Below are 21,311 nucleotides of genomic sequence, written 5' to 3'. Positions count from 1 at the left end.
TTCTTATCGGGCAGGACCATCAAGTCCGCCCGGCAACATATCGTCGTTTGAACCATTGGGGTCAGCCTTTATTGGCCGCCGCGATCACTTCTCGCGCTACCCGTTCAGTGGCATCGGGTATGGCGGCATGACGTGCACGCTGGGCCATATCGAGCAGCGCAGGACGATCCCAGCTCATCAGCAGTTCGCTGACGTTGTGGACCGTGAATTGCGGCTGCTCGAGGATCCGCGCTGCGCCAGCTTCTTCCAGCGGGCGCGCATTCCAGTACTGCTGGCGGTCTTTATGCTGGAACGGCACAAAGATCGCCGGCAGTCCGGCGGCAGCGATTTCACTCACCGTCAACGCCCCGGATCGGCAGACCACCACGTCAGCCCAGCCATAGGCCGCCGCCATATCATCAATGAATTCGGTCACGCGATGACCGCCCTGCCCTGCTTCGGCGTAATCCTGATTGACCTTGTCGAGCGCTCCCTGGCCCACCTGGTGCCACAGGGTGATGCGGTCGCCGAGCGTTGCCGCGACGCGGGGCATGGTCTGGTTCAGTATCCTGGCGCCCTGACTGCCGCCGATCACCAGCACTCTTACCGGCCCTTGCCGGTGTAGCAGCCGTTCAGCCGGCAGCGGCAGCGCCAATACATCGGTTCGCACCGGATTGCCGACCACCGCCGCCTTGGGAAATGCGCCGGGAAACGCCTGCAACACCGTGCGAGCAAGCTTCGCCAGCCAGCGGTTAGTCAGTCCGGCAATGCCATTCTGCTCATGGAGCACTACCGGGATACCGAGCATCCAGGCCGCCAGGCCGCCCGGACCGGAGACATAGCCGCCCATACCCAATACCACATCCGGTTTCCAGGCCGTCATGATAGCCCGCGCCTGCCTGACAGCGCGCCAGATACGCATCGGCGCCGCCAGTTGGGCCTTTAGCCCTTTGCCGCGCAGCCCGGAAATGCGGATAAAATCAATGTCGATGCCGTTTTTCGGCACCAGTATGGCTTCCATTCGATCGGCGGTTCCCAGCCAGCGAACCTCCCAGCCCTGCGCCATCAGGTGATGGGCAACCGCCAGTCCCGGGAACACATGTCCTCCGGTACCGCCGGCCATCACCATTAAACGCCTGGTATTCCCTTTCATCGGGCACTCCTTACAAACGCCTGGGCTTTAGTCAGGCGCGTTTCATAATCGATACGCAGCAACAGCACGATAGCGGTGGACATAATCAGCAGACTGGAACCACCGTAGCTTATCAGCGGCAGCGTCAGGCCTTTGGTCGGCAGCATGCCGGCGGCGGCACCGACATTGACCAGCGCCTGGAAGCTGAACCAGATGCCGATGGCGCAGGCCAGGAAACCGGAAAAACGCTGATCGATCTCTAACGCCTTACGACCAATCGACATAGCGCGAAAAGCGACGAAGAATACCATTAACAGCGCTAAAACAACGCCGAAATATCCAAGTTCTTCGCCCAGAATGGCAAAAATAAAGTCGGTGTGGGCTTCCGGCAGATATTCAAGTTTTTGTACCGAATTGCCCAGACCCTGTCCCCAAAATTCCCCGCGGCCAAAGGCCATCAGCGACTGGGTCAGCTGATAGCCGCTGCCGAACGGATCCTCCCAGGGATTCCAGAACGAGGTCACCCGTCGCATACGGTAGGGTTCTGCGATAATCAGCAGCACCACCGCGAAAATCCCCGAACCGATAATCGACAGGAACTGCCACAGTTTAGCCCCTGCCAGAAACAGCATTGCCAGGGTAGTGACGAACAGCACCACTACCGTACCCAGATCGGGCTGCGCCAGCAGCAATACAGCCAGCACCACCATCACGCCCATGGGTTTGCAGAAGCCCCAGAAATTGCTGCGCACTTCCTCGACCTTGCGCACCAGATAGCTGGCCAGATAGCAGAACAGCGCCAGCTTGGACAATTCCGCCGGCTGGATACGCAGCGGCCCCAGGGCTATCCAGCGGGAAGCCCCGTTGACCGAGCTGCCGACCACCAGCACCACCAGCAGCAGGACAATGGTCATCAGCAGCATGATGGAACTGTAGCGCTGCCAGATTTCCATCGGCACCCGCAGGGTAATCAGCGACAGGCCGAACGCCAGCACCAGATAAAAACCATCCCGCTTGGCGAAGAAAAACGGATCATCCGACAAACGCTGTCCAATCGGCATTGATGCCGACGTCACCATGATAAAACCGATGCAGGCCAGGCCAAACGTCAGCCACAGCAGCGTGCGATCATACAGCAGCTGAGTCGGCGCCTCGGCTTCACGCACGCCCATGATCCAGTCTTTCATCCCCTGTGAACTGAACATTACCGGCATTTTTATCCGCATATCAGCCAAGCTCCTTTGCCAGTCGGACAAAATCATCGCCGCGTTGTTCAAAGCTCTTGAACTGATCCAGACTGGCGCAGGCGGGAGACAACAGCACCATGTCGCCTTTGCCGGTTCGTGCGGCAATCAGGCGCATCGCCTGTTCCATGGTTTCAGTCAGTTCGGACACCTCGGGACGTAACGACGCCAGCGCTGCACCGTCACGGCCAAAACAGTAAAGCCGGATGCCTTCACCCTGCAGATGCGGCAGCAGCGGCGTAAAGTCGGCCGATTTGCCATCGCCGCCCAGCAGCAGATGCAGCGTTCCAGCAACATGTAAGCCGTTCAGCGCCGCTTCGGTGCTGCCGACATTGGTGGCCTTGGAATCATTTATCCAGCGCACGCCGCGGTTTTCCCATGCCAGCTGAAAACGGTGCGTCAGCCCGGTGAAGGTTTTCAACGCCGCCAGGGAGGCCACGCGCGGGATGCCGGCGGCATCAGCCAGCGCCAACGCCGCCAGGGCATTGGTATAGTTGTGGCGACCGGTAAGCTTCATTTCCGTTACCGCCAGCAGCCGTTCACCTTTGACCTCAAGCCACTGATCGTCTGCCGGGCCGGTTAACCGATAGTCGCCTGAGGCTGCGCCGAAACTCAGACACTGCAGGTTGCCGGCCCGCACAGGACGGGTCAGCGGGTCTTCTGCATTTATCACACCGGTTGCGGCCTGGTCATAAATCCGTAATTTAGCCGCGCGATACTGCTGCATACCCAGTGGGTAGCGGTTCATATGATCTTCAGTCACATTGAGTATGGTCGCCGCCGCCGCCCGAAGGCTGGAGGTGGTCTCCAGCTGGAAGCTCGACAGCTCCAGCACATACAACCGGGCCGGCTGGTCAAGCAGCATCAGCGCCGGCAGGCCGATATTGCCGCCCACACCAACCTGCCAGCCGGCCTGGCGGGCCATTTCGCCCACCAGTACCGTCACGGTGCTTTTACCGTTGGAGCCGGTAATAGCAATAATCGGCGCCCTGACTTCGCGGCAGAACAGTTCGATATCACCGACGATGTCCACTCCGGCATCGGCAGCGGCGCTGAGTTCTGGCGTGAACAGCGCCACACCCGGACTGGCCACGATGAGGTCGGCCTCAAGCAGCCAGTTTTCGTTGAGGCTGCCCAGATGGCGCTCGATGTCGGCGTCGAGCTTATCCAGCCCAGGCGGACTGAAGCGGGTATCCATCACCCGCGGCGTTACGCCACGGGCGACAAAGAAATCAACACAGGAGAGCCCGGTCAGGCCCAGCCCGATAATGACCACTTTTTTACCCTGATAGTCCGCCATGGTTAACGCACCTTGAGCGTAGCCAGTCCAATCAGGACCAGCATCAGTGAAATAATCCAAAAACGCACGATGACCCGAGGTTCCGGCCAGCCTTTCAATTCGTAATGATGATGAATCGGCGCCATGCGGAAAATCCGCTGACCGCGCAGTTTGAACGAACCGACCTGCAGGATGACCGACAGGGTCTCGACCACAAACACGCCGCCCATGATCACCAGCAGGAATTCCTGACGCAGCAGCACGGCAATAGTGCCAAGCGCGCCGCCCAGCGCCAGCGAGCCGACATCGCCCATAAACACCTGGGCCGGGTAGGTGTTAAACCACAGGAAACCCAGCCCGGCGCCGACGATGGCGGTACAAACGATAACCAGCTCCCCGGCGAAACGGATATAGGGAATATGCAGGTAACCGGCAAAATTCATGTTGCCGGTGGCCCATGCCACCAGCGCCAGCCCGGCGGCGACAAATACCGTCGGCATAATGGCCAGCCCATCGAGTCCGTCGGTCAGGTTGACGGCGTTACTGGTACCGACAATCACGAAATACGCCAGCACCATGTACCACAGGCCTAGCTGAGGCATGATGTCCTTGAAGAACGGCACGACCAGCTGGGTAGCCGGCGTGTCTTTGCCGATAGTGAACATCACAAAAGCCACCACAATGGCAATCACCGACTGCCAGAAATACTTCCAGCGAGCAATCAGCCCCTTGGTATCCTTGCGCACCACCTTGCGGTAGTCATCGATAAAGCCCACTACGCCGAAACCCAGCAGTACAAACAGCACGCACCAGACATAAGGATTGGAGGGATAAGCCCACATCATCACTGAAACGGTGATCGATGCCAGGATCATCAGCCCGCCCATGGTCGGCGTTCCGCGTTTGCTGAAATGGGACTCAGGACCGTCGTTACGCACTACCTGGCCAATCTGCAGTTTCTGCAGCCAGGCGATCATGCGCGGGCCCAGCCACAATGAGATAAACAACGCCGTCAGCAAGCTGACGATGGCGCGGAACGTCAAATATGAAAAGACGTTGAAGCCGGAATAAAACGGGACCAGATGCTCGGCCAGCCAGACTAACATGATGCTTTCTCCTGTAACGCACGTACTACCTGCTCCATTGCGGCACTCCGTGAACCCTTGACTAACACGGTAATGACCGCATGCTCAGACAGTAACTGCGTCAGACGGGAAGTCAGCGACGCTTTATCGGGAAAATGTTCGCCGCAGCCGCTGGCCTCGCTGAGCAAATGGCTCAACGCGCCGACGCTCAGCACTTTATCAATACCGGCAATCTGCAGGGCCTCGCCGACCTGGCGATGGCACTCCTGCTGTTCGTCGCCCAACTCAGCCATATCGCCGGTGACCATCACCCGGTAGCCCGGCATCTCAGCCAGCACTTGGCCGGCGGCGGTCATCGAGCCGACATTGGCGTTATAGCTGTCATCCAGCAGCAATTTTCCTGGCCCCAGTGCAATCGGGAACAGGCGGCCGGGCACAGCCTCTAATTCGCTCAGCCCGGTCTTGACGGCACTGAGCGGAGCTCCAACCGACAGCGCCAGGGCGGCGGCAGCCAGTGCATTGGCCACATTGTGTCGACCGGGCAGCGGCAGATTGACGACCACACTCCCCGCAGGAGAGTGCAGGGTAAAGCTGACGCCCGGATTGCCGGACTGAATATCGGTGGCGTAAAAATCGACATCATCCTGATGATCCTGGGCAGAAAAGCGCCACACCTGTTTGCGATGCAACGTTTCCTGCCAGTGCGGCCAGTCGTGGCTGTCGGCATTGATGATAGCGATGCCATCGGCCGGCAGGCTGCCGAAAATTTCACCTTTGGCCTGGGCCACGCCGGTCAGAGAACCGAAGCCGGCCAGATGAGCGGCCGACAGGTTATTGACCAGCGCACTCTGCGGGCGGACCAGATCGGTGGTATAAGCAATTTCACCCTTGTGATTGGCGCCCAGCTCGATGACGGCAAAATCATCTTCAGCCGTCAGACGCAACAGCGTCAGCGGCACGCCGATGTCATTATTGAAGTTTCCGGCGGTATACCGCACCTGCCCGCACTGACGCAGGATCGCTGCGGTCATTTCTTTCACCGACGTTTTCCCGGAAGAACCGGTCAGGGCGACCACTTTGGCGGGGACCTGCTGGCGAACCCAGGCGCCCAATTGACCCAGCGCCAGCCGCGTATCGGTTACCAGCAGTTGCGAAACATCAATTGGTAAGCGTTTACTGACCAGCAACGCTTTAGCACCGGCGGCTATCGCCTGTTCGGCAAAATCATGGGCATCAAAATTATCGCCTTTCAGGGCCACAAACAGGCCATCGGCGTCAATTTTACGCGAATCGGTGGTGACGCTGGCTACGTTGGCATCGGCGCCGATAAGTTCAGCAGCAAGTATCGAGGCCAGGGCTTTCAAGGTGACGTTAATCATGCAATCACCCCGAGTAACCGTGACACCGTAGTGCGGTCAGAGTAGTCCAGGCGCCGCTGGCCGATAATCTGGTAATCTTCATGGCCTTTACCGGCCACCAACACCAGATCCTGCTCGCCGGCCTGCATGATGGCGCTGGTCACGGCTTCGGCTCTGCCGGGAATGGTAATGGCTTTAGCCGCATCCAGCAGGCCAGACAGAATATCCTGGATAATAGCTTCCGGGGCTTCACTGCGCGGATTATCATCGGTAATTACCACGCGATCCGCATACTGCTCGGCAATACCGCCCATAAGTGGGCGCTTACCTTTATCACGATCACCGCCACAGCCGAACACACACCAAAGCTTGCCATTACAGTGCAGCCTTGCCGCCGCCAGGGCTTTTTCCAATGCATCCGGTGTGTGGGCATAATCGACCACCACCGTCGGCTTGCCGGCAGAGTGGAATACCTCCATACGGCCGCAGACCGACTGCAGCCGGGCGGCGCTCGATTGCAATTCATCAAGGGGGTAGCCCAGTGAAAGCAGCGTACCCAGCGCCAGCAACAGATTACTGACATTAAACTCGCCAATCAGGCGGCTGTGGATAACGCCGTTGCCCCAACTGGATTTGAAGCTTATCTCGGCGCCGGCATAATGGTAGCGGATGGTTTCTGCCGCCAGCCATTGCCCGGTCCAGCTTTCAGGTAGGCGATTATTCACTGACACAGCGACCGCCTCAGGCAGTGATGACAACCAGCGTCGGCCTACTTCATCATCGGCATTAATAATGCGACCGCCGACCTTCAAGCGGGAAAACAGCTGCCATTTGGCCGCTTCATAGGCGGCCATATCGCCATGGTAATCCAGATGGTCGCGGCTCAGGTTGGTAAATACCGCCGCCGCAAAGTGCAGATCCTCAACCCGATGCTGCACCAGCCCATGAGAAGAGACTTCCATGGCGGTGAAGGTTGCGCCCTGACTCGCGAGCTGACTTAGGGAATGCTGGATATCGACTGCCGAACCGGTGGTGTTCTCTGCCGGGGTAATCTGACCAAACAGGCCATTGCCGACCGTGCCCATGACTGCGCTGGTTTCGCCCAGCAATTTCGCCCACTGCGCCAGTAAATGGGCGGTGGTGGTTTTTCCGTTGGTGCCGGTCACGCCGACCAGCTGTAATGCGGCTGACGGTTGGTGATAAAAGCGCCCTGCCAGTTCAGACAGACGCTGGTTCAGGCCATTCAGATAAATCACCGGCACGCCATGTATCTCACGCATCTCGCCATCGGCTGCCTCTTGGTCCGCTTCAGCGATAACGGCGGCAACCCCTTGCGCAATAGCCTGGGAAATAAAGCGGCGACCATCCAGGCTGTGGCCGGCGACAGCCACGAACAGGTCCCCGCACGCCGCGGTGCGGCTGTCCAGTGCCATTTCTCTTAACTGCCGCTCGGGTGCCTCAGGCACCCAGGGAGCAAGCAGTTCGCGCAAATTACGATCGACCACCTGATGCCTCTTCTCGATTAGTTAGCATGTCATTTTTTTCCCCGGTGTTCAGCGCATCGGGTTCAATATTCATGGTACGCAATACACCGCCCATGATGGCGCCGAACACCGGTGCGGATACCGCACCACCATAGTATTTGCCGGCCTGCGGGTCATTTATCACCACTACCAGGGCAAAGCGGGGATTGCTGGCAGGCGCAACGCCTGCAGTGTAGGCGATGTATTTATTGATGTATTTCCCATCCGGGCCGACTTTTTTCGCCGTACCGGTTTTAATCGCGATACGGTAGCCCTTGATGGCCGCCTTGGTCCCGCCGCCGCCAGGCAGGGCGACGCTTTCCATCATGTGAACCACGGTGCGTACCAGGGACTCAGGGAAAATACGCTCGCCGGCAACCGGCGGGTCGACTTTAGTTATCGACAATGGACGCAGAACGCCCAGGCTGCCGATGGAGGCATAGACTCGCGCTAACTGTAACGGCGTTACCATCAGCCCGTAGCCAAAAGAGAAGGTGGCCCTCTCTATGTCAGACCACCGTTGTTTATGGGGATATAAGCCACTGCTTTCTCCGACCAGCCCCAAATTGGTCGCCTTACCCAATCCGAAACGCGAGTAAGTTTCTACCAGCGCTGCGGAAGGCATCGCTAACGCCAGCTTGGAAACGCCGACGTTACTCGATTTCTGTAATACCCCGGTCAGGGTCAATTCACTGTAGCGCGCCACATCTTTGATTTCATGGCCGTTAACATAATAGGGCAAGGTGTTGAGCACGCTGTTTTCACGAATAACCCCGCGCTGCAGAGCGGTCATCACCACCATCGGCTTCACGGTGGAGCCGGGTTCGAAAATATCGGTGATGGCGCGGTTGCGCATGACATCTTTGGGCGTGCCGGTCAGGTTGTTGGGATTGTAGGAAGGACTGTTGGCCATCGCCAGCACTTCGCCGGTATTAACGTCAACCAGCACTGCGGTACCGGACTCGGCTTTATTGAAGGCCACCGCATTATTCAACTCACGGTAGACCAGCGCTTGCAACCGTTCGTCGATGCTCAGCGCCAGATTGTGTGCCGCCTGGCTGTCTACCGAAGAAATGTCTTCAATCACTCGGCCGAAGCGGTCCTTGCGCACGGTGCGCTCGCCCGGCTGGCCGGTCAGCCAGCGATCGAAGCTTTTTTCAACCCCTTCAATACCCTGGCTATCGATATTGGTAAAACCAATCAGATGGGCGGTCACCTGCCCTGCCGGATAGTAGCGCCGTGATTCCTGCCGCAGGAAGATGCCCGGCAGCTTGAGCTTGTGGATATAGTCGCCGATGGCCGGATTAACCTGCCGGGCCAGATAAACAAAGCGGCCTTTAGGATTGGCATTGATGCGTGACGACAGCTGATCAAGGGGTACGCCCAGTGCATCAGACAGTGCTTTCCAGCGACTGTCTGCCGTCACGCCGCCACGCTCGTTAACGTCTTTAGGATCGGCCCAGATGGCATTCACCGGTACGCTGACCGCCAGCGGACGGCCGGCCCGGTCACTTATCATGCCGCGCGCAGTAGGGATTTCCTGCACCCGTAGCGAGCGCATGTCGCCCTCGCGCACCAGTTTATCCGGATTGATAATCTGCAGATAGCCGACGCGGGACATCAGGCCAACCAGCGCAAGCAGAATACAACCGCACAGCAATGCAAAACGCCAGCTGACAAAGCTGGCCTGATCTTCCTGGCGTTTAAGTTTAATCGCTCGCGCGGCTTTCATTTATATTTCAGCTATCCATCTCTGTTCATGGTTGAACCACAATGTTTTCTTGTGAGGGATCCACGTGCTGCATCAGCATTTTTTCTGTGGCGATTCGTTCCACCCGGCTGTGATCGCCCAAGGCATTTTCTTCCAGTATCAGGTTGCGCCATTCAATATCCAGCGCATCGCGCTCAAGCACCAATTGCTCACGCTGAGCCGTTAACCGGCGGGTTTCATGGGCGGTCGTCACCACCAGAATCGCCGAAATAACCACCGCGACCAGCAAAATAACCGGCAGCTTGCCATGGCGTAATAAATCGCCGCCAATGATCCCGACCAGACCATGTCGCTCGTTGCCAATCATGACGCCAATTTCTCGGCAAAGCGCAGCACTGAACTGCGCGCACGCGGATTATTGGCCACTTCCTGCTCCGACGGCTGCATTTTACCTACCGCTTTTAACTGGCGGGCACCGCCGTATTCGGCAATCTGCTGTTCAGTCAGCGGCATGCCGGCAGGCACCTGAGGCGCACGGCTGTGATGGCGGATAAAACGCTTCACCAGGCGATCTTCCAGCGAGTGGAAACTGATAACCGATAGCCTGCCGCCGTTCGCCAGGATCTCAAGCGTACCGTCGAGCGCCTTTTCAATCTCTTCAAGTTCGCTGTTGATGTAAATCCGTATCGCCTGGAAGCTGCGGGTCGCCGGATGCTTATGCTTGTCGCGAAACGGGCTGGCATCGGCAATAAGCTCGGCCAGTTCGCGGGTGGTGGTCATCGGCATCTGCAGATTTCTCTCCACGATGGCGCGGGCGATACGTTTGGCAAAGCGTTCTTCGCCGAAGGTTTTCAACACCCAGGCGATATCGTCGGCATCTGCCTTGACCAGCCACTCGGCCGCAGACAGACCGCGGGTCGTATCCATGCGCATGTCCAGCGGGCCATTGCGCATGAATGAAAAGCCGCGTTCCGGGGAATCAAGCTGCGGAGAAGACACGCCCAGATCCAGCAGGATGCCGTCTACTTGACCGCAAAGGCCCCGCTCTGACATATAGCGGGCCATTTCGGAAAAGGGACCGTGAATAATGGTGAAACGAGGATCGTTGATTTCACCGGCAGCCTTGATCGCTTCAGGATCCCTGTCGATAGCCAGCAACCGGCCTTCTGGTCCCAGTTGAGACAGAATAAGCCGGGTATGCCCTCCGCGACCAAAAGTACCGTCTATATAAATCCCGTCCGGACGTATGTTGAGGCCGTTGACTGCTTCATCAAGCAAAACAGTGGTATGAGTATAATTTTCTGACATGGCTATAATGATAAGTCTTGCAGTCGGTCAGAGAGTGGTTCCTGAGCGGACTGTTCAGCGTCTATATCTTCCTTGACTTGTTGATACCAGGTCTGTTCATCCCACAATTCAAATTTGTTGAATTGTCCAACCAGCATCACTTCTTTGGTCAGTCCGGCATGCAGTCTTAGCGTTTGCGCGATAAGTATGCGGCCGGCATTGTCCATCTGGCACTCGCTTGCATGCCCAAGCAATAAGCGTTGAACGCGACGTTCCAGTGGGTTCATGCTCGATAAACGCGACAGTTTCTGCTCGATAATCTCCCATTCGGGTAAAGGGTAAAGCAACAGGCATGGCTGATGGAGATCGATGGTGCAGACCATCAATCCATCCGACTCCTCGTGCAGCTTTTCTCGGTATCGCGTTGGCACGCCAAGCCGGCCTTTGCTGTCGAGGTTAACCAAGGTTGCTCCACGAAACATACCCAGTTCTACCCCTTTAAACCCAGAGACACCACTTTACCCCACAAATCCCCACGCAAAAGAGTGTACGAATGGTAATAAAACATTGTCAAGTAACTAAGGAGTCTACGAGGGATTATTTATGTAAGGAGTAACAACCATTGGGAGGAATTAGAAAAATGACGATCAAAAAGCGTAAAAATAACATCATGATATTCATAATTACCGAGAATGCGTTTAAAAAAATGTAAAAGACTCAAATACAGCGAATTGGAATCTGTGCGGGGCGTGTACTTTCCAAGTCAGCTTCCGTTCAGCCCTGGCTCCCCCCTGCGTCGTGCAGTAAAACGCGTGGTTACACGTCAGGTTAAGCAAAAGTCTGTTTAATGCTTGTGGAATTATTTTAAACCAATTAAACAGCAGCAATGAACGCCAGTGGCTTAATTAAATAACAACTTTACTTTTATTTACTTGCTGGGTGGCGTTTTTGCAACCATTTTAATTCCACAATTCTTGCATTAATTGCGTCGCACGGATTAATCCTAAAACGGCCGGGGGGATAATACGCCTGAAGCCGATTTGCCGCAAAAGAATATTTAGCTACCAGGTAGCCGCTTTTTTATCAATTCTTTGAATTCATTTAGTTTTCTTAAGTTAACGGTGTGATATAGCCTGCTAAGGCACCCAAAATGATAAAGCCAGTCATTAAGTCTGCTAATTGGCTAAAAATAAATATTTTCGCCTAGTTATAAATATCAATGCAGTGATGTACTCTAAGCATCAAAATCATACCGCTACAATTGACTGTGACACTTCTTATAGCGGATCCTCAGCAGGCCTTTTTGAGTAGTGGAGCGAGCAGCATGTTCTGGCGATCTTCCCGTTTGCGTAGTGCAGCGGCAGACACCTTTGCCCTGGTGGTATATTGTTTTGTCGCCGGCATGGCGATTGAAATCCTGCTGTCAGGCATGAGCGTCGAACAATCTTTATCTTCCCGGCTGCTGTCGATCCCGGTCAACATTGTCATCGCCTGGCCCTATGGACAATATCGCGATGCAGCCATGCGACTGGCCAGACGCTATGCGCCCAATCGCCTGTGGATACGCAATCTGACCGATCTGCTGGCCTATGTCAGCTTTCAGTCGCCGGTGTATGTGCTGATTTTGTGGGCAGTAGGTGCGGATATGCAGCAGATCATGACAGCGGTAACCGGCAATGCTATCGGTTCCATGCTGCTGGGCGTGCTTTATGGTTATTTTCTCGAGTATTGCCGGCGGCTGTTCAGGGTTTCCGGCTATGTCAATCTGTGACATGACGGCGGTAAGGTACTGCGCAACACTGCGGCATATTTACCGCTGAATACGGCAGCAGACTGAATACTGCCGTAGAAATCCCACCTGCTAACCTCGATTTAACCGGCCACGCTTGAACAGGTTCCGACGTATGCGCGTCAGGCCCGGCTTAGGCCGATGAGGTTCGTCCAGGCTGGCCAGCACCAGCTCAAGCACCCTCTCAGCGACATCGCGATGCCGTTGCGCCACCGCCAACACCGGACAGTCCAGGAAATCCAGCAGTTCGTGATCGCCGAAGGTGGCGATGGCCAGGTTGGACGGCAGCCGGCCCTGCTGCTTGAGCGTCACGTCCATTACCCCCTGCAGCAGGGAAAACGAGGTGGTAAATAGCGCCTCGGGCATCGGTCTGGTCTCCAGGTAGCGACTGAACAGCGCCGCGGCGGCCGAGCGCTCATAACTGTTGGCATAGAGGAAATCCGGCTGACGCGGATCGTCGCCCCATCCCTGGCGGAATCCCTGCTCTCGCAAAAAACTGACCGACAGTTCGGGCAGCGCGCCCAGATAGACAATCGACTCGCCCGGCAGCTTGCGCAGTTCACTGGCCAGCATCTCGGCATCTTCCTGATCCGCCCCGACGACGCTGATAAAGTGCTCGCGATCCAGCGCCCGATCCAACGCGATAATGGGAAAGCGATCGTTGGCCCAGCGTTGATAAAAGGGGTGTTCCGGCGGAAGGGCGGTAGAGACGATAATCGCATCGACTTGCCGTTGCAGCAGATGCTCGACGCAACGCATTTCGTTGTCAGGCTGATCTTCAGAACAGGCTATCAATAACTGGTAACCCCGCTGACGCGCCTGTCGTTCCAGATAGTTGGCGATACGGGTGTAGCTGGTGTTTTCCAGATCGGGGATCACCAGGCCGATGGAGCGGGTTCTGCCGGCCCTGAGACCGGCGGCAACCGCATTTGGATGGTAATTATATTCTCTGACTACCGCCATGACTTTTTCGACGGTTTTATCGCTTACGCGGTACTGTTTCGCTTTGCCGTTGATGACATAACTGGCAGTTGTGCGCGAAACACCAGCCAGACGCGCGATTTCATCCAGTTTCACATTCGCCCCTTTACGCGTGAGTTAATTCCTTGTCCGTGATGTCCATAGTCTCATCAGGGAATTCAACTATGCTACAACTAACGCTTGAAATCACTAAGCAGAAATTAACCACCGGAGGGATTGACCCCCCTCCGGTAATAGTGCATATCGGCAAATATGAACCGGCTTACCGGCGGCTAGCGCATGATTTTATCGCCGCGCGCCAGCCCGACGATACCCGAGCGGGCAACTTCGACAATTTCGCCAACATCGCGGATGGCGGCCAGAAAGGCATCCAGTTTGTCACTGGTGCCGACCAGCTGGACGGTATAAAGCGCCGGCGTCACATCGACTATCTGGCCGCGGAAAATCTCGGTGCAGCGCTTGACCTCTTCGCGGCCGAAACCGCTGGCCTGAACCTTGACCAGCATAATTTCACGCTCGACATGGCTGCCCTGCCCCTGGCCCAGTTCACTGACCCGCAGCACGTCCACCAGTTTATGCAGCTGTTTTTCGATCTGCTCCAGAACCTTGGCATCTCCCACGGTCTGGATGGTCATGCGCGACAGCGTCGGATCATCAGTCGGCGCCACCGTCAGGCTTTCAATGTTGTAGCCCCGCTGGGAAAACAAACCAATTACTCGCGACAGCGCGCCGGATTCGTTCTCCAGTAACACAGATAAAATACGGCGCATGATCAGGTCCTCTCCGTTTTACTTAACCACATTTCATCCATGCCGCCGCCGCGGATATGCATGGGATATACATGCTCAGTGCCATCCACCAGCACATCCACGAACACCAGACGGTTTTTCACCGCCAGCGCACTGGCGAGGCCGCTCTCCAGCTGGTCCGGTGAACTGATGGAGATACCGACGTGGCCGTAGGCTTCTGCCAGTTTGACAAAATCAGGCAGTGACTGCATATAGGACTGGGAGTGACGACCGGAATAGATCATGTCCTGCCACTGTTTCACCATGCCCAGATAGCGGTTATTGAGGCTGACGATGACGATCGGCAGATCATACTGTAGCGCGGTGGAAAGCTCCTGGATATTCATCTGGATGCTGCCATCGCCAGTAATACAGATCACCGTTTCATTGGGCAATGCCAGCTTGACGCCCAGTGCCGCCGGCAGGCCGAATCCCATGGTGCCCAGACCACCGGAATTGATCCAGCGGCGCGGTTTATCAAACGGGTAATAGAGCGCAGCAAACATCTGGTGCTGACCGACATCCGAGGTCACATAAGCATCCCCGTTGGTGAGTCGATGCAGAGTTTCAATGACCGCCTGAGGTTTGATTTTATCGCTTTGGGTATCGTACCTGAGACACTGGCGCTCACGCCAAAGCTCAATCAGCCGCCACCAGTCACGCAAGCCATCGAACGACTGAACCACGTCGGCCTGAGGCAACTGTTCCAGCATCTGCTGCAGTACCTGGCGGGCATCGCCGACAATAGGAATATCGGCATTGACCGTCTTGGAAATCGACGCCGGATCGATATCAATATGCAGAATAGTGGCGTCAGGACAGTATTTGGCCAGATTGTTGGTGGTGCGGTCATCAAAGCGCACGCCGACAGCGAAAATCACATCGGCGTTATGCATCGCCATATTGGCTTCATAGGTACCATGCATGCCAAGCATACCCAGGCTTTGGCGGTGGGTACCGGGGAAACTGCCCAGACCCATCAGTGAACTCACCACCGGCAGATTCAACTGCTCAGCCAACTGTCGCAGTTCCTGATGGCAGTCGGCGGTTATCGCACCGCCGCCGGTATAGATAACCGGCTTCTCGGCCGCCAGCAGGGTTTGCAGCGCTCGGCGGATCTGCCCTTTATGTCCCTGAACCGTCGGGTTATAGGAACGCATCGATACCGTTTCTGGATAGATGTAGGGAAGCTTGGCTGCCGGATTGAGGATATCCTTCGGCAGGTCAATCACCACCGGCCCCGGACGCCCGGTAGAGGCCAGGTAAAAAGCCTTTTTCAGGGTGGAAGGAATATCTTCGGTCTTTTTGACCAGGAAACTGTGCTTTACCACTGGGCGCGAAATGCCCACCATGTCGCATTCCTGGAAGGCGTCGTAGCCAATCAGCGAGCTGGCGACCTGCCCGGAAATGACCACCAGCGGAATCGAGTCCATATAGGCGGTGGCAATACCGGTGACAGCATTGGTCGCTCCCGGACCCGAGGTGACCAGCACCACGCCCACCTCACCGGTGGCGCGGGCATAGCCATCAGCCATGTGTACCGCGCCCTGCTCGTGGCGAACCAGCACATGGTCAATCCCACCTACCGTATGCAGCGCATCATAAATATCCAGCACCGCACCGCCGGGATAACCGAATATTTGCTTTACGCCCTGATCGATTAACGACCGGACCACCATCTCGGCTCCTGACAACATCTCCATGGGTTTGCCTCCGGGCTTACTAATAGGTTCGTCGACAACGGATTGCTTTCCTGCTGTCGCGGGGTACAGGGACATTAAACGGCCTCTTAATCACTTATTGTTATTTGAATTGTTAGCCAGTTACGATAACCCCTGTTAATCATGCAGGCAATTGGCAAAAAACCTTCTTAATTATGTGCCATTAGACATTGCTCTGCTGTATGCAGGCTTTGCATGATAAAACGCTGGAAAAAACCCTATAAACGCTGCTTATATCATGCCCAATGGATAAATTACAGCAGGGTAAGCGTAGGTAGTTGATCTCAGTCCGTTAAGCGTGCCCGGTGAAGGGTTGACAGCCCGGCAGACATGCTGTACCAATAATAGTACTTCAACAGAATTACACGGGACGCTATCAGTTTATGTTTGCTTCTTCTTTCCGTCTACTAGGCCTACTACTACTCGCATCTTCTTTGCGCGGTACGCTGGTACACGGAGTTTAGAACTGACTTCACCGTCCCAGATAAAAACCCGCGCACTGCGCGGGTTTTTTTATGTCTGCAGTGCGCACGAAAACCGGATAAGGGTAAAGCATGAGCCAACAAGTCATTATTTTCGATACCACGCTGCGTGATGGTGAACAGGCATTGCAGGCCAGTCTGAGTGTCAAAGAGAAGCTGCAAATCGCCCTGGCGCTGGAGAGAATGGGGGTTGATGTTATGGAAGTCGGTTTTCCGGTATCCTCTCCCGGCGATTTTGAATCGGTACAGACCATTGCCCGCCAAATCAAAAACAGTCGGGTGTGCGGTCTGGCGCGCTGCGTTGAGAAAGACATCGACGTCGCGGCCGAGGCGCTGCGCATTGCCGAGGCCTTCCGTATCCACGTCTTCCTGGCCACCTCTACCTTGCACATTGAATCAAAGCTGAAGCGCAGCTTCGACCAGGTCATGGAGATGGCGGTCCAATCCGTCAAACGGGCCCGTCGCTACACCGATGATGTGGAATTTTCCTGCGAAGATGCCGGACGTACCCCGATTGACAACCTGTGTCGGGTAGTTGAGGCGGCCATCAATGCCGGCGCGACCACCATCAATATCCCCGATACCGTTGGTTACACTACTCCCACCCAGTTCAGCGGCATTATCACTTCTCTGTACCATCGCGTTCCCAATATCGATAAAGCCATTATCTCGGTGCACTGCCACGACGACCTGGGCATGGCGGTAGGTAACTCCATCGCCGCCGTTCAGGCCGGCGCGCGGCAGGTTGAAGGGACGCTGAACGGCATCGGCGAACGCGCCGGCAATACCGCGCTTGAAGAAGTGATCATGGCGATTAAAGTGCGGGAAGACATCATGGGTGTCCATACCGGCATCAATCATCAGGAAATTTACCGCACCAGCCAGATTGTCAGTCAACTGTGCAACATGCCTATACCAGCCAATAAAGCGATTGTCGGGTCCAATGCCTTTGCCCACTCTTCGGGTATCCATCAGGATGGCGTACTGAAAAATCGTCAAAATTACGAAATCATGACGCCGGAAACTATCGGTTTGAAAGAAGTGCAGTTGAACCTGACTTCCCGTTCAGGACGCGCGGCGGTTAAGCACCGCATGCAGGAAATGGGCTACCAGGAAAGCGACTACAGCATGGATGAGCTGTACAGCGCGTTCCTGAAGCTGGCGGACAAAAAAGGCCAGGTATTTGATTATGATCTTGAAGCGCTGGCGTTTATCAATAAACAGCAGGAAGAGCCAGAGCATTTCCGGCTGGATTATTTCAGCGTGCAGTCAGGATCGCAAGCTATCGCCACTGCATCGGTGAAACTGGCCTGCGGCGATGACATCAAGGCCGAGGCCGCTACCGGTAACGGCCCGGTAGATGCGGTCTATCAGGCATTGAACCGGATCACCGATTATCCCATCACCCTGCAAAAATATCAGTTAACCGCCAAAGGGCACGGCCGCGATGCCCTGGGCCAAGTGGATATCGTGGTCGACTTCAATAATCGACGCTTCCACGGTGTCGGTCTGGCGACTGATATCATCGAGTCTTCCGCCAAGGCGATGGTGCATGTAATGAACAATATCTGGCGTGCGCAACAGGTTGAAAAAGAGCTGCAGCGCTTACAACACAATAACAAACAGGATTTCCAGGAAACGGTGTAATCATGACCCGCACATACCACATTGCAGTTTTACCCGGAGACGGTATCGGACCAGAAGTCATGGCCCAGGCATATAAGGTGCTGGACGCCGTCCGCCGCCGTTTTCAGGTACGCATTACCACCAGCGAGTATGACGTCGGCGGCGCGGCGATCGATCGTCACGGCAGTCCATTACCGCCGGCAACCGTCAGCGGCTGCGAGCAGGCCGATGCTATTCTGTTCGGCTCGGTCGGCGGACCTCAATGGGAGCATTTGCCGCCGGACGGACAGCCCGAGCGCGGCGCGCTGCTGCCATTACGCAAACACTTTAAATTGTTCAGCAACCTGCGTCCGGCCAGGTTGTACCAGGGCCTGGAAGAATTCTGCCCGCTGCGGGCCGATATCGCCGCACGCGGCTTCGATATTCTGTGCGTACGTGAACTGACCGGCGGCATTTACTTTGGTACGCCCAAGGGGCGCGAAGGCACCGGCATGCATGAACGGGCCTTTGATACTGAAGTTTATTACCGCTTCGAGATTGAACGCATTGCCCGCATTGCCTTTGAATCTGCGCGTAAACGCCGCAGCAAAGTCACCTCAATCGATAAAGCGAACGTGTTGCAAAGCTCGATTATGTGGCGCGAAGTGGTCAATGCAATCGCCAGCGATTATCCCGATGTCGAACTGGCTCATTTGTATATCGACAATGCCACGATGCAGCTTATCAAAGACCCGTCGCAGTTTGACGTGCTGCTGTGCTCTAACCTGTTCGGCGATATTCTGTCCGATGAATGCGCCATGATTACCGGGTCAATGGGCATGCTGCCTTCGGCCAGCCTCAACGAGCAGGGTTTTGGCCTGTACGAACCGGCCGGCGGCTCCGCGCCGGATATCGCCGGTAAGAATCTGGCCAATCCGATCGCACAGATCCTTTCCACTGCTCTGCTGCTGCGTTACAGCCTGGGGCTGGATGAGGCCGCCGATGCGATTGAACAGGCAGTAAACAAGACGCTGGAAGCCGGATATCGGACGGCGGATCTGGCGGGTGAGGGCCAGGCCATCGGCACCGATGAAATCGGCACCGTCATCGCCGACTTTATGACTCAAGAGGCATAATTATTATGGGCAGGTCGTTATACCAAAAATTATATGATGCGCATGTGGTTCATGAAGCGCCCGATGAAACACCGTTGCTGTACATTGACCGTCACCTGGTACATGAAGTGACGTCTCCCCAGGCATTTGATGGCCTGCGCGCCATGGGCCGCCCGGTGCGCCAGCCCGGCAAAACCTTTGCCACCATGGATCACAATGTCTCGACCCAGACCAAAGACATTAACGCCAGCGGCGAAATGGCGCGCATCCAGATGCAGGAGCTGATAAAAAACTGTGCCGAATTCGGCGTACAGTTGTATGACCTGAATCACCCGTTCCAGGGCATCGTTCACGTTATTGGCCCGGAACAGGGTATGACGCTGCCCGGCATGACCATCGTTTGCGGTGACTCCCATACCGCTACCCATGGCGCGTTCGGTTCACTGGCATTTGGTATCGGCACCTCGGAGGTCGAACATGTGCTGGCCACCCAGACCTTGAAGCAAGGCCGTGCCCGCACCATGAAAGTGGAAGTGACCGGCACCGCAGCGCCGGGCATTACCGCCAAGGACATCGTGTTAGCGGTGATAGGCAAGATCGGATCCGCCGGCGGCACCGGCCATGTAGTGGAATTCTGCGGCGAGGCTATCCGCTCGCTGAGCATGGAAGGCCGCATGACGCTGTGCAATATGGCGATCGAAATGGGTGCCAAGGCGGGTCTGGTCGCCCCTGACGATATTACCTATGCCTATCTGCAGGGCCGCCAGTTCGCGCCGAAAAGCGATGACTGGCTGCAGGCCGTGGCATACTGGCGCACCCTGAAATCTGATGATGACGCGGTATTCGATAGAGAGGTCCAGCTGGATGCCAGCGATATCGCACCGCAGGTCACCTGGGGCACCAACCCTGGCCAGGTTATCGCCATCAACCAGATTATTCCCTCGCCGGACTCTTTCAGCGATCCGGTTGAACGCAGTTCGGCGGCCAAGGCCCTGGCCTATATGGACCTGCAGCCAGGTATCCGTCTGACCGAGGTGGCTATCGATAAAGTGTTTATCGGTTCCTGTACCAATTCCCGTATTGAAGATCTGCGTGCGGCGGCGGCGATTGCCAAAGGGCGTAAAGTCGCCCATGGCGTACAGGCCATCGTGGTTCCCGGGTCCGGGCCGGTCAAAGCCCAGGCCGAAGCCGAAGGGCTGGATCAGATTTTCATTTCCGCCGGTTTTGAATGGCGCCTGCCCGGCTGCTCTATGTGCCTGGCGATGAACAACGACCGGTTGAACCCCGGCGAACGCTGCGCCTCCACCAGCAACCGTAATTTTGAAGGCCGTCAGGGCAGAGGCGGACGCACGCATCTGGTCAGCCCGGCAATGGCGGCGGCGGCGGCGGTCACCGGCCATTTCGCCGATATCCGCGAACTGAATTAAGAGAGATTGATGATGGCAAAATTTACCCAACATACCGGGCTGGTGGTGCCGCTGGATGCCGCTAACGTGGATACCGATGCGATTATCCCTAAGCAGTTTCTGCAGAAAGTGACCCGTACCGGCTTTGGACAGCATTTATTCAATGACTGGCGCTATCTGGACGACGCCGGCCAGCAGCCTAATCCGGAATTCGTGCTTAACCTGCCGCGCTATAAAGGCGCCAGTATCCTGTTGGCGCGGGAGAATTTCGGCTGTGGATCGTCGCGCGAGCATGCGCCCTGGGCGCTGACTGATTATGGCTTTCACGCGGTTATCGCCCCAAGCTTTGCCGATATTTTCTATGGCAACAGTTTCAACAACCAGTTGCTGCCGATAACCTTGCCTGACGTGCAGATAAATGCACTGTTTGCGCTGGTGGCAAGCCAGGAAGGGATGACCTTTACCGTTGATCTGCAAAACCAGCTGGTGATAGCCGGCGATAATCGTTATCCGTTTGAAATCGACGGTTTTCGTCGTCACTGCATGATAAACGGTCTGGACAGCATCGGCCTGACCCTGCAGCACGATACAGCGATCAGCGCCTATGAAGCCAAGCAGCCGGCGTTTCTGCACTGAAATCCGTCAACCTTCTCTGGCCTGCCTGCAGGTCAGAGTCCATTATCCCGCCCTTATGACCTAAAAAAAACCGCGGCCAGTTGCCCACGGCAGGTGAATTCACCCTCACTCAGCATATACGTTTGTCATCGGCATAAGCTGCAGGGGAAAGCACAGGGGACTACATGCGCGGCATTCGCATGAATGCCCT

Annotated in this window: 18 protein-coding genes; 5 read left to right on the top strand and 13 right to left on the bottom strand. The window is 56.1% G+C overall.

Annotated elements, in window-relative coordinates:
* Nucleotides 1-61 precede the first annotated feature (61 nt).
* Genes murG through mraZ form a run of 10 tightly spaced genes read right to left on the bottom strand, consistent with a single transcriptional unit; the run spans nucleotide 62 to nucleotide 11,080 of the window.
* Nucleotides 62-1,132 (bottom strand): undecaprenyldiphospho-muramoylpentapeptide beta-N-acetylglucosaminyltransferase, encoded by a 1,071-nt coding sequence (murG, locus tag EDC52_RS06565; RefSeq protein ID WP_131864518.1) that lies wholly within the window; start codon nucleotides 1,130-1,132, stop codon nucleotides 62-64.
* Nucleotides 1,129-2,337, bottom strand: coding sequence for a cell division protein FtsW (ftsW, locus tag EDC52_RS06560; protein ID WP_131864517.1), 1,209 nt, complete (start codon nucleotides 2,335-2,337; stop codon nucleotides 1,129-1,131). The genes murG and ftsW overlap by 4 nt, the downstream gene beginning before the upstream one ends.
* Before the next feature lies 1 nt (nucleotide 2,338).
* Nucleotides 2,339-3,655, bottom strand: a complete 1,317-nt coding sequence (murD, locus tag EDC52_RS06555) for a UDP-N-acetylmuramoyl-L-alanine--D-glutamate ligase (RefSeq protein WP_131864516.1) — start codon at nucleotides 3,653-3,655, stop codon at nucleotides 2,339-2,341.
* A gap of 2 nt (nucleotides 3,656-3,657) precedes the next feature.
* The gene (gene mraY, locus EDC52_RS06550; RefSeq protein ID WP_131864515.1) at nucleotides 3,658-4,740 is read right to left on the bottom strand and encodes a phospho-N-acetylmuramoyl-pentapeptide-transferase; all 1,083 of its coding nucleotides are present in this window, start codon (nucleotides 4,738-4,740) and stop codon (nucleotides 3,658-3,660) included.
* Nucleotides 4,734-6,098 (bottom strand): UDP-N-acetylmuramoyl-tripeptide--D-alanyl-D-alanine ligase, encoded by a 1,365-nt coding sequence (murF, locus tag EDC52_RS06545; protein ID WP_131864514.1) that lies wholly within the window; start codon nucleotides 6,096-6,098, stop codon nucleotides 4,734-4,736. The genes mraY and murF overlap by 7 nt, the downstream gene beginning before the upstream one ends.
* Nucleotides 6,095-7,582, bottom strand: coding sequence for a UDP-N-acetylmuramoyl-L-alanyl-D-glutamate--2,6-diaminopimelate ligase (gene murE / locus EDC52_RS06540; RefSeq protein ID WP_131864513.1), 1,488 nt, complete (start codon nucleotides 7,580-7,582; stop codon nucleotides 6,095-6,097). The genes murF and murE overlap by 4 nt, the downstream gene beginning before the upstream one ends.
* Nucleotides 7,569-9,332 (bottom strand): peptidoglycan glycosyltransferase FtsI, encoded by a 1,764-nt coding sequence (locus EDC52_RS06535; protein WP_131864512.1) that lies wholly within the window; start codon nucleotides 9,330-9,332, stop codon nucleotides 7,569-7,571. Before EDC52_RS06535 ends, murE begins: the two co-directional genes overlap by 14 nt.
* Nucleotides 9,333-9,357: 25 nt before the next feature.
* On the bottom strand, nucleotides 9,358-9,678 hold the full coding sequence (gene ftsL / locus EDC52_RS06530; protein ID WP_131864511.1) for a cell division protein FtsL: 321 nt from the start codon (nucleotides 9,676-9,678) through the stop codon (nucleotides 9,358-9,360).
* Nucleotides 9,675-10,619 carry a 16S rRNA (cytosine(1402)-N(4))-methyltransferase RsmH gene (gene rsmH, locus EDC52_RS06525; protein ID WP_131864510.1) on the bottom strand — a complete coding sequence of 315 codons (945 nt, stop codon included), beginning with the start codon at nucleotides 10,617-10,619 and terminating at the stop codon, nucleotides 9,675-9,677. The genes ftsL and rsmH overlap by 4 nt, the downstream gene beginning before the upstream one ends.
* 2 nt (nucleotides 10,620-10,621) lie before the next feature.
* Nucleotides 10,622-11,080: a division/cell wall cluster transcriptional repressor MraZ gene (gene mraZ / locus EDC52_RS06520; protein WP_131864509.1), complete on the bottom strand. Its 459-nt coding sequence runs from the start codon at nucleotides 11,078-11,080 to the stop codon at nucleotides 10,622-10,624.
* Between the two features lie 842 nt (nucleotides 11,081-11,922).
* On the opposite strand from mraZ, the gene EDC52_RS06515 reads away from it, so the two are divergent.
* A complete protein-coding gene (locus EDC52_RS06515; protein ID WP_131864508.1) occupies nucleotides 11,923-12,369 on the top strand; it encodes an L-alanine exporter AlaE in 447 nt (148 codons plus the stop codon).
* A 90-nt stretch (nucleotides 12,370-12,459) separates the two neighbouring features.
* Here the strand turns inward: EDC52_RS06515 and cra are convergent, their stop codons facing one another.
* From cra to ilvI, 3 genes are all read right to left on the bottom strand, one after another.
* Nucleotides 12,460-13,464: a catabolite repressor/activator gene (gene cra, locus EDC52_RS06510; protein ID WP_131864507.1), complete on the bottom strand. Its 1,005-nt coding sequence runs from the start codon at nucleotides 13,462-13,464 to the stop codon at nucleotides 12,460-12,462.
* Between the two features lie 176 nt (nucleotides 13,465-13,640).
* Nucleotides 13,641-14,138, bottom strand: a complete 498-nt coding sequence (gene ilvN / locus EDC52_RS06505; RefSeq protein WP_131864506.1) for an acetolactate synthase small subunit — start codon at nucleotides 14,136-14,138, stop codon at nucleotides 13,641-13,643.
* Nucleotides 14,139-14,140: 2 nt separating this feature from the next.
* Nucleotides 14,141-15,859 (bottom strand): acetolactate synthase 3 large subunit, encoded by a 1,719-nt coding sequence (ilvI, locus tag EDC52_RS06500; protein WP_131864505.1) that lies wholly within the window; start codon nucleotides 15,857-15,859, stop codon nucleotides 14,141-14,143.
* A 572-nt stretch (nucleotides 15,860-16,431) separates the two neighbouring features.
* Between ilvI and leuA the strand changes: the two genes are divergently transcribed.
* The 4 genes from leuA to leuD are packed head-to-tail and all read left to right on the top strand — an operon-like array spanning nucleotide 16,432 to nucleotide 21,121.
* Nucleotides 16,432-18,006 carry a 2-isopropylmalate synthase gene (leuA, locus tag EDC52_RS06495; protein WP_131864504.1) on the top strand — a complete coding sequence of 525 codons (1,575 nt, stop codon included), beginning with the start codon at nucleotides 16,432-16,434 and terminating at the stop codon, nucleotides 18,004-18,006.
* 2 nt (nucleotides 18,007-18,008) lie between these two features.
* On the top strand, nucleotides 18,009-19,100 hold the full coding sequence (gene leuB / locus EDC52_RS06490; protein ID WP_131864503.1) for a 3-isopropylmalate dehydrogenase: 1,092 nt from the start codon (nucleotides 18,009-18,011) through the stop codon (nucleotides 19,098-19,100).
* Nucleotides 19,101-19,105: 5 nt separating this feature from the next.
* The gene (leuC, locus tag EDC52_RS06485) at nucleotides 19,106-20,506 is read left to right on the top strand and encodes a 3-isopropylmalate dehydratase large subunit (RefSeq protein ID WP_131864502.1); all 1,401 of its coding nucleotides are present in this window, start codon (nucleotides 19,106-19,108) and stop codon (nucleotides 20,504-20,506) included.
* Between the two features lie 9 nt (nucleotides 20,507-20,515).
* Complete coding sequence (gene leuD / locus EDC52_RS06480) at nucleotides 20,516-21,121, top strand: 3-isopropylmalate dehydratase small subunit (protein WP_131864501.1); 606 nt, start codon at nucleotides 20,516-20,518, stop codon at nucleotides 21,119-21,121.
* Nucleotides 21,122-21,311: the final 190 nt, after the last annotated feature.

The sequence above is a fragment of the Biostraticola tofi genome, from assembly GCF_004343195.1.
In the GTDB taxonomy this organism is placed as follows: Bacteria; Pseudomonadota; Gammaproteobacteria; order Enterobacterales; family Enterobacteriaceae; genus Biostraticola; species Biostraticola tofi.
This window is presented reverse-complemented; position numbering and strand designations above follow the sequence as displayed.

Bases quoted from the DNA above. Each gene is read 5' to 3' on its own strand.
- leuD (WP_131864501.1), top strand. From the start codon at position 20,516: ATGATGGCAAAATTTACCCAACATACCGGGCTGGTGGTGCCGCTGGAT.
- rsmH (WP_131864510.1), bottom strand. From the start codon at position 10,619: ATGTCAGAAAATTATACTCATACCACTGTTTTGCTTGATGAAGCAGTC.
- murF (WP_131864514.1), bottom strand. From the start codon at position 6,098: ATGATTAACGTCACCTTGAAAGCCCTGGCCTCGATACTTGCTGCTGAA.
- ilvI (WP_131864505.1), bottom strand. From the start codon at position 15,859: ATGGAGATGTTGTCAGGAGCCGAGATGGTGGTCCGGTCGTTAATCGAT.
- leuB (WP_131864503.1), top strand. From the start codon at position 18,009: ATGACCCGCACATACCACATTGCAGTTTTACCCGGAGACGGTATCGGA.
- mraZ (WP_131864509.1), bottom strand. From the start codon at position 11,080: ATGTTTCGTGGAGCAACCTTGGTTAACCTCGACAGCAAAGGCCGGCTT.
- leuA (WP_131864504.1), top strand. From the start codon at position 16,432: ATGAGCCAACAAGTCATTATTTTCGATACCACGCTGCGTGATGGTGAA.
- EDC52_RS06515 (WP_131864508.1), top strand. From the start codon at position 11,923: ATGTTCTGGCGATCTTCCCGTTTGCGTAGTGCAGCGGCAGACACCTTT.
- leuC (WP_131864502.1), top strand. From the start codon at position 19,106: ATGGGCAGGTCGTTATACCAAAAATTATATGATGCGCATGTGGTTCAT.
- ilvN (WP_131864506.1), bottom strand. From the start codon at position 14,138: ATGCGCCGTATTTTATCTGTGTTACTGGAGAACGAATCCGGCGCGCTG.
- ftsW (WP_131864517.1), bottom strand. From the start codon at position 2,337: ATGCGGATAAAAATGCCGGTAATGTTCAGTTCACAGGGGATGAAAGAC.
- ftsL (WP_131864511.1), bottom strand. From the start codon at position 9,678: ATGATTGGCAACGAGCGACATGGTCTGGTCGGGATCATTGGCGGCGAT.
- murG (WP_131864518.1), bottom strand. From the start codon at position 1,132: ATGAAAGGGAATACCAGGCGTTTAATGGTGATGGCCGGCGGTACCGGA.
- EDC52_RS06535 (WP_131864512.1), bottom strand. From the start codon at position 9,332: ATGAAAGCCGCGCGAGCGATTAAACTTAAACGCCAGGAAGATCAGGCC.
- murD (WP_131864516.1), bottom strand. From the start codon at position 3,655: ATGGCGGACTATCAGGGTAAAAAAGTGGTCATTATCGGGCTGGGCCTG.
- mraY (WP_131864515.1), bottom strand. From the start codon at position 4,740: ATGTTAGTCTGGCTGGCCGAGCATCTGGTCCCGTTTTATTCCGGCTTC.